The organism is Psychroflexus tropicus DSM 15496 (genome assembly GCF_000378765.1).
Lineage (GTDB): Bacteria > Bacteroidota > Bacteroidia > Flavobacteriales > Flavobacteriaceae > Psychroflexus > Psychroflexus tropicus.
On record NZ_KB905354.1, the window covers coordinates 1 to 4,314 of the forward strand.

Consider the following 4,314-nt stretch of genomic DNA (forward strand, 5'->3'; position numbering starts at 1 on the left):
AAATTCCGATTGCACGAGCTTTATTATTCCATTCAGAATTTCGTTCTACTCTAATTTTTGTCATTTACTCAGGTTTTTCTCAAATGTGCTACAACGGTTTTCGTGTATCTTTCAGTGGCGTGTAAAAAAGCGACGCCTTTCATTTTTCAGTCATAAAAATAGAAAAATATCCCAGACTTTTCGTTTCAGCTCATAAACCTAGCCATTGAAGATACATATTGTTGTGCGAAGCCTTTTATTCATTCTCATTGTCCTTCCAATATATGTCTATAATGTCAAACGTTCTATTTTCTTTATTTAGTTTATATTTTATTGTATTCCCTTTTAAACAAGTTTCCGATTCTTTTTTACTTATTAGCCAAGAAGAAATTGTAATTATATTTTTGTCGCTGAAATCATAGTCATAAGTGTTTTCATTTTCTTTTAAGAACTCAAGGCATTTTGTTGAGTCAGAACTTAAAAGTAAATTATATTCAAATTCTCCAAACCAGTTTACCATTTTTGATGGCTTTAGTTCATTGTTTGAAAAGTTAAAAGTTTGAATATTATTGCCGTCTCCAACAATGTCGTTCGTTACGATAAAATAATTGTTTTCACCAAAATCATATGTTGATAAAGTCCAAAATCCATCGACAACTTGAATTCCAATTGTGTTTGGTTTTATATATTTTATGTTATTATACATTTCAGTTGTATCAATTATAAAATTATTTTCCTCGATAAACTCAACTGTTTTTTCTCTATCTTTTTTACTCCATTCCCAACTTTCCATTGTTGTTTCTGGTAATATTTTTAGGATATTCAGTAAGGTTTTATTTTCTATATAATTAATATAAATTGTATCTGAATATTTTATTTCTTTTTTGGTTTCATTTATTGGTTCAATAGAAATAGGTGTTTCGTTCTGAATACTTTTTTCTGAGGAATTAGATTTAACTTTAGAATTACAAGAATAAATTCCAATTGCTAAAATCAGTAAAATAATAATTTTGTAGTTAGTCATTTTTTTAGGTTACGCACAACGTCTCGCGTATATGGTTTGTGGCGGGATAACAACCGCTCGCCTTTCGGTTGAACTTTTAATTTTCTAAAAATACTATATTTTCGATTCAGCACAAAATCCGCCATAAACTATATACGCTGTTGCCACAAGTGCTTATTCGCCCCAAATGTGATAAACTGACATTTTCGTTTTGTCCGAACTTAAAAGTACAAATCCATTTTCTAGCGTTGAGCTATTTGTGCCAGGTTCAAATATAACCCAACCTGTTTTAAATCGGTAAAGTGAAAAATCAGTATTTATATCACGAGGTAACGAATTTGATTTCAAATCCGCTCTTTGCCTTTCGGGCGTAAAGTTTTTAAGCGGAAGATTGATTATCGGTTTTCCAAAATCTGTCATTTTTTTCAAATCCGCTGTGTAATATTCCACGCTATCAATTAGTTTCCAATCATTTTCAGACGCAATTTTTTCAATCTCTGAAATTTTAAATTCGGAGTTTTTGTCAGCCACCCAATTTATAATTAGAGTTCCGCCCCAAGGTCCTTGGTCATTTTCTTTATAAGTAATTTGGTCAGATTTGTAATTCATCCAAAATCCCGAAGGCGTAATTCGGCTACACGATGAAAAAACCAATCCAATAAACAATAAAGTAAGTTTAAATTTCACTCGGTTTGTTTTTTTCGCATTTGTGGCAACGGTTAGTATATGAGTAGTGCGAGGTAAGTACTCAAGGACTTTTCGTTGTGTTAATTATTTTTTAGGTTAACATTTATTTTGCGGAGTAACCTATTCTCTCGCATTACTTATATACTTTGTTGGGTTTTCGTTTTTCTATTTAGCATTGTTTTGTATATTGGTTGAAATTATAATTTGTTTTTTGAAATGGAAAAAGAATCAAAATATTTAAAAGGTCAAGAAATAAAACTAGAAAATAATCAAATTATAGTTCTTTTAGAGCGTTGGGACTTACAAGAGTCTATAAAAAATCGTACACCAACTTTTATCTCTTGGAAGGCTTATGATGTCAAAGACCCTAATAAAATTTTTGTTATAAGGGAGAATGAAATACCTACCCAAGAATAATCTCTTCTCCTGTTTCTCTAAGGACTATTTTGTACTTACCTTCACACCAAGGTTTTCTTGATGAGAGTTGATAAAGGTCGATTACTGCTTCTTCAAAAATATAATTCATTTCGATATCACACCATCCTGTTAATAGCTCTCTTACTTCTTTTACTATGGGTTTTAAATTCTCTTTTACTTTTTCGTATTCATCGGGACTTATTTTCATTTTATTATAGTTTATCATATATATTGGTTTAAAAATTAATTATGTCAGATATTCAAAAAATTGTTAATAAAATAAATGAGTTTTCAAAAGTCAAATCTTCTAGTAAAGAAGGTGGTGAGCTAGTATCTTCTATAAAATTAACTGTTAAAAAAGAGTCCTCAGACTTAGAAAATTCTTTGAGTATCCCTGTCAGAACTGAAGGAGATTTAGAAAGTATATTAACTAAATTGAATTTTGATGACACTTTTGTAAAAAACATGGTGGATAAGTTTAATAACTTACTTAGCGAATTTGATGTCAAAAGACTTGAAAGGTTTATAATAGTCACTAATGACAAGTAGTCTGTTTAATATATACCTTTCTAATTCGGTTTTGTTTTTCTTTTCATAATTTACTTTTTCAATTTTTTTAAGTAATTTAAAACCATCCATTTCGGGCTCTAGTATTGAAAGTTTAGGTTCTAAAAAATCAATATTTAATTCCTTAAAGGCTTTTTTAAAATCCTCGGCTGTATATTTGTCAATATTTTTGTCATTGAAATTTCTTTTACTTCTAATTATCCTATATAAAGATTCGTCTTTTTTATAGAAAGTCGAGGATATTATTTCTTCTGTATTTTTCATAGTTGTGATTAAATGAAACCCAACGGCTCTGCTATGCGTAGTGCGGGATTAAAATGCACTTTACTTTCTGCCTAGCGATATGCTTGTTAATATTTAATTACCTTCAATTTAGCACAGAAACCCGCATTACGTATAGCTTTTGTTGTGCTCTGTTATTTTTTCGTATTTACTGATTTGTTATCCCATAAACAACTAAGTCATGATATATTTCATCTTTTAAAATGTGCTTTTTTAATACACCCTCTTTTATCATACCACTGTTCTGCATAACCTTACCAGATGCAGGATTCTTACTTAAGTGAGAAGATGTTAGTTTATTTAATCCTAAATCTTTGAATCCAAATTCAATTACTGCTTTGTTTGCTTCAGTTGCTATCCCTTTACCCCAAAAAGGTTCAGCGATCCAGTAGCCAATTTCAGCGCGATTAAATCTTTTTTCAACACCTAAACCAATACCTCCAATAAACTTACTTTCTTCCTTAAGTCTGATTGCAAAAATGTAATTCGTTCTAGATTTTAATCCTTGGTAAGCAAGATTAATCCAATAAATCGCATCTTTTTCGGAATATGGGTGTGGAAGATTTAGTGTTGAGTCAGAAATTTTCTTGTTCGAGGCGTAGTTTACAATATCTTTAATGTCGTCAGCTTTCAATTCAGTTAAAATTAGCCTTTCTGTATTTATCTCTGGTAATTTATTCATTTCTACATGTCATTTTAATAGAGCACAACGTTTGGGCTATGATTTCGTTGCGGAAAAATCCGCAGGATTCTTACCGTCGTTGCCGAAAGATAGCAAAATAGGGTTGAATTCCGCCAAGGAATTCAACCGCAATGAATTATAGCCTGTGTTGGGCAAAGTATTTTTATTATGAATTTTGGTTTAGATCTTTTTTTTGGGTATTTATTAAATAACAAAGAGTGCAAAGATTAAAAATATCATATATAATATTACAAAACCAAATCTTACAATTTTTTTGCTTTTGGTTTGGGTGTCAAATCTTTGTTTTATTGACAGGTAATTTTTATTCTTAATGAATGCTAAATATCCTACGACTAAAAAAAGTAAATAGATACCTACAAATGCAATTTTATTTTTTCCAAAGTCGTAAATCGGTTGAATGTCAAAGTACTCTAGAATGTTTAATATTCCGAGTATTGTCAATTGAAAAATTAAAGCTAAAATTAGATTTGCAATATGTTCAGGGTGCTCATTTTTAGATGGAGTAAGAAGAATAAATTTGTATAAAGAATAATAAAAATATTTCATTTAGTTTTAAATGAGTTCTGTCTTTATATTTTGCCCAACGTTCGTGTGTATGGCTTCGTTGCGAACAAACTGGCGCAAGTCTTTCAGCCGTGGCTGAAAGATAGGACATTGCGTGGAATTTTCGGTAGAA

Annotated in this window: 7 protein-coding genes; 2 read left to right on the forward strand and 5 right to left on the reverse strand. The window is 30.4% G+C overall.

Annotated elements, in window-relative coordinates; genetic code table 11:
* Positions 1 to 235 precede the first annotated feature (235 nt).
* Both F598_RS0114180 and F598_RS0114185 read right to left on the reverse strand, forming a co-directional pair.
* Positions 236 to 1,003 (reverse strand): hypothetical protein, encoded by a 768-nt coding sequence (locus tag F598_RS0114180; RefSeq protein WP_019039732.1) that lies wholly within the window; start codon positions 1,001 to 1,003, stop codon positions 236 to 238.
* Between the two features lie 153 nt (positions 1,004 to 1,156).
* Positions 1,157 to 1,669, reverse strand: coding sequence for a hypothetical protein (locus F598_RS0114185; protein WP_157595037.1), 513 nt, complete (start codon positions 1,667 to 1,669; stop codon positions 1,157 to 1,159).
* Between the two features lie 216 nt (positions 1,670 to 1,885).
* Between F598_RS0114185 and F598_RS0114190 the strand changes: the two genes are divergently transcribed.
* Positions 1,886 to 2,086, forward strand: a complete 201-nt coding sequence (locus F598_RS0114190; RefSeq protein WP_157595038.1) for a hypothetical protein — start codon at positions 1,886 to 1,888, stop codon at positions 2,084 to 2,086.
* Here the strand turns inward: F598_RS0114190 and F598_RS0114195 are convergent.
* Positions 2,073 to 2,294 (reverse strand): hypothetical protein, encoded by a 222-nt coding sequence (locus F598_RS0114195; RefSeq protein ID WP_157595039.1) that lies wholly within the window; start codon positions 2,292 to 2,294, stop codon positions 2,073 to 2,075. The two genes, F598_RS0114190 and F598_RS0114195, sit on opposite strands and share 14 nt — an antisense overlap.
* Before the next feature lie 41 nt (positions 2,295 to 2,335).
* On the opposite strand from F598_RS0114195, the gene F598_RS15400 reads away from it, so the two are divergent.
* Positions 2,336 to 2,635 carry a hypothetical protein gene (locus tag F598_RS15400; RefSeq protein WP_019039736.1) on the forward strand — a complete coding sequence of 100 codons (300 nt, stop codon included), beginning with the start codon at positions 2,336 to 2,338 and terminating at the stop codon, positions 2,633 to 2,635.
* 448 nt (positions 2,636 to 3,083) lie between these two features.
* Here F598_RS15400 and F598_RS0114210 read toward each other — a convergent pair whose 3' ends face one another.
* Both F598_RS0114210 and F598_RS15535 read right to left on the reverse strand, forming a co-directional pair.
* Positions 3,084 to 3,617, reverse strand: coding sequence for a GNAT family N-acetyltransferase (locus tag F598_RS0114210; RefSeq protein ID WP_019039738.1), 534 nt, complete (start codon positions 3,615 to 3,617; stop codon positions 3,084 to 3,086).
* 514 nt (positions 3,618 to 4,131) lie between these two features.
* Positions 4,132 to 4,314: hypothetical protein (locus F598_RS15535; RefSeq protein WP_211209330.1), on the reverse strand; the 183-nt coding region annotated here is incomplete at its 5' end.

Coding starts and splice junctions, on each gene's coding strand:
- F598_RS0114180 (WP_019039732.1), bottom strand. CDS start 1,003: ATGACTAACTACAAAATTATTATTTTACTGATTTTAGCAATTGGAATT.
- F598_RS0114190 (WP_157595038.1), top strand. CDS start 1,886: ATGGAAAAAGAATCAAAATATTTAAAAGGTCAAGAAATAAAACTAGAA.
- F598_RS0114195 (WP_157595039.1), bottom strand. CDS start 2,294: ATGAAAATAAGTCCCGATGAATACGAAAAAGTAAAAGAGAATTTAAAA.
- F598_RS15400 (WP_019039736.1), top strand. CDS start 2,336: ATGTCAGATATTCAAAAAATTGTTAATAAAATAAATGAGTTTTCAAAA.
- F598_RS0114210 (WP_019039738.1), bottom strand. CDS start 3,617: ATGAATAAATTACCAGAGATAAATACAGAAAGGCTAATTTTAACTGAA.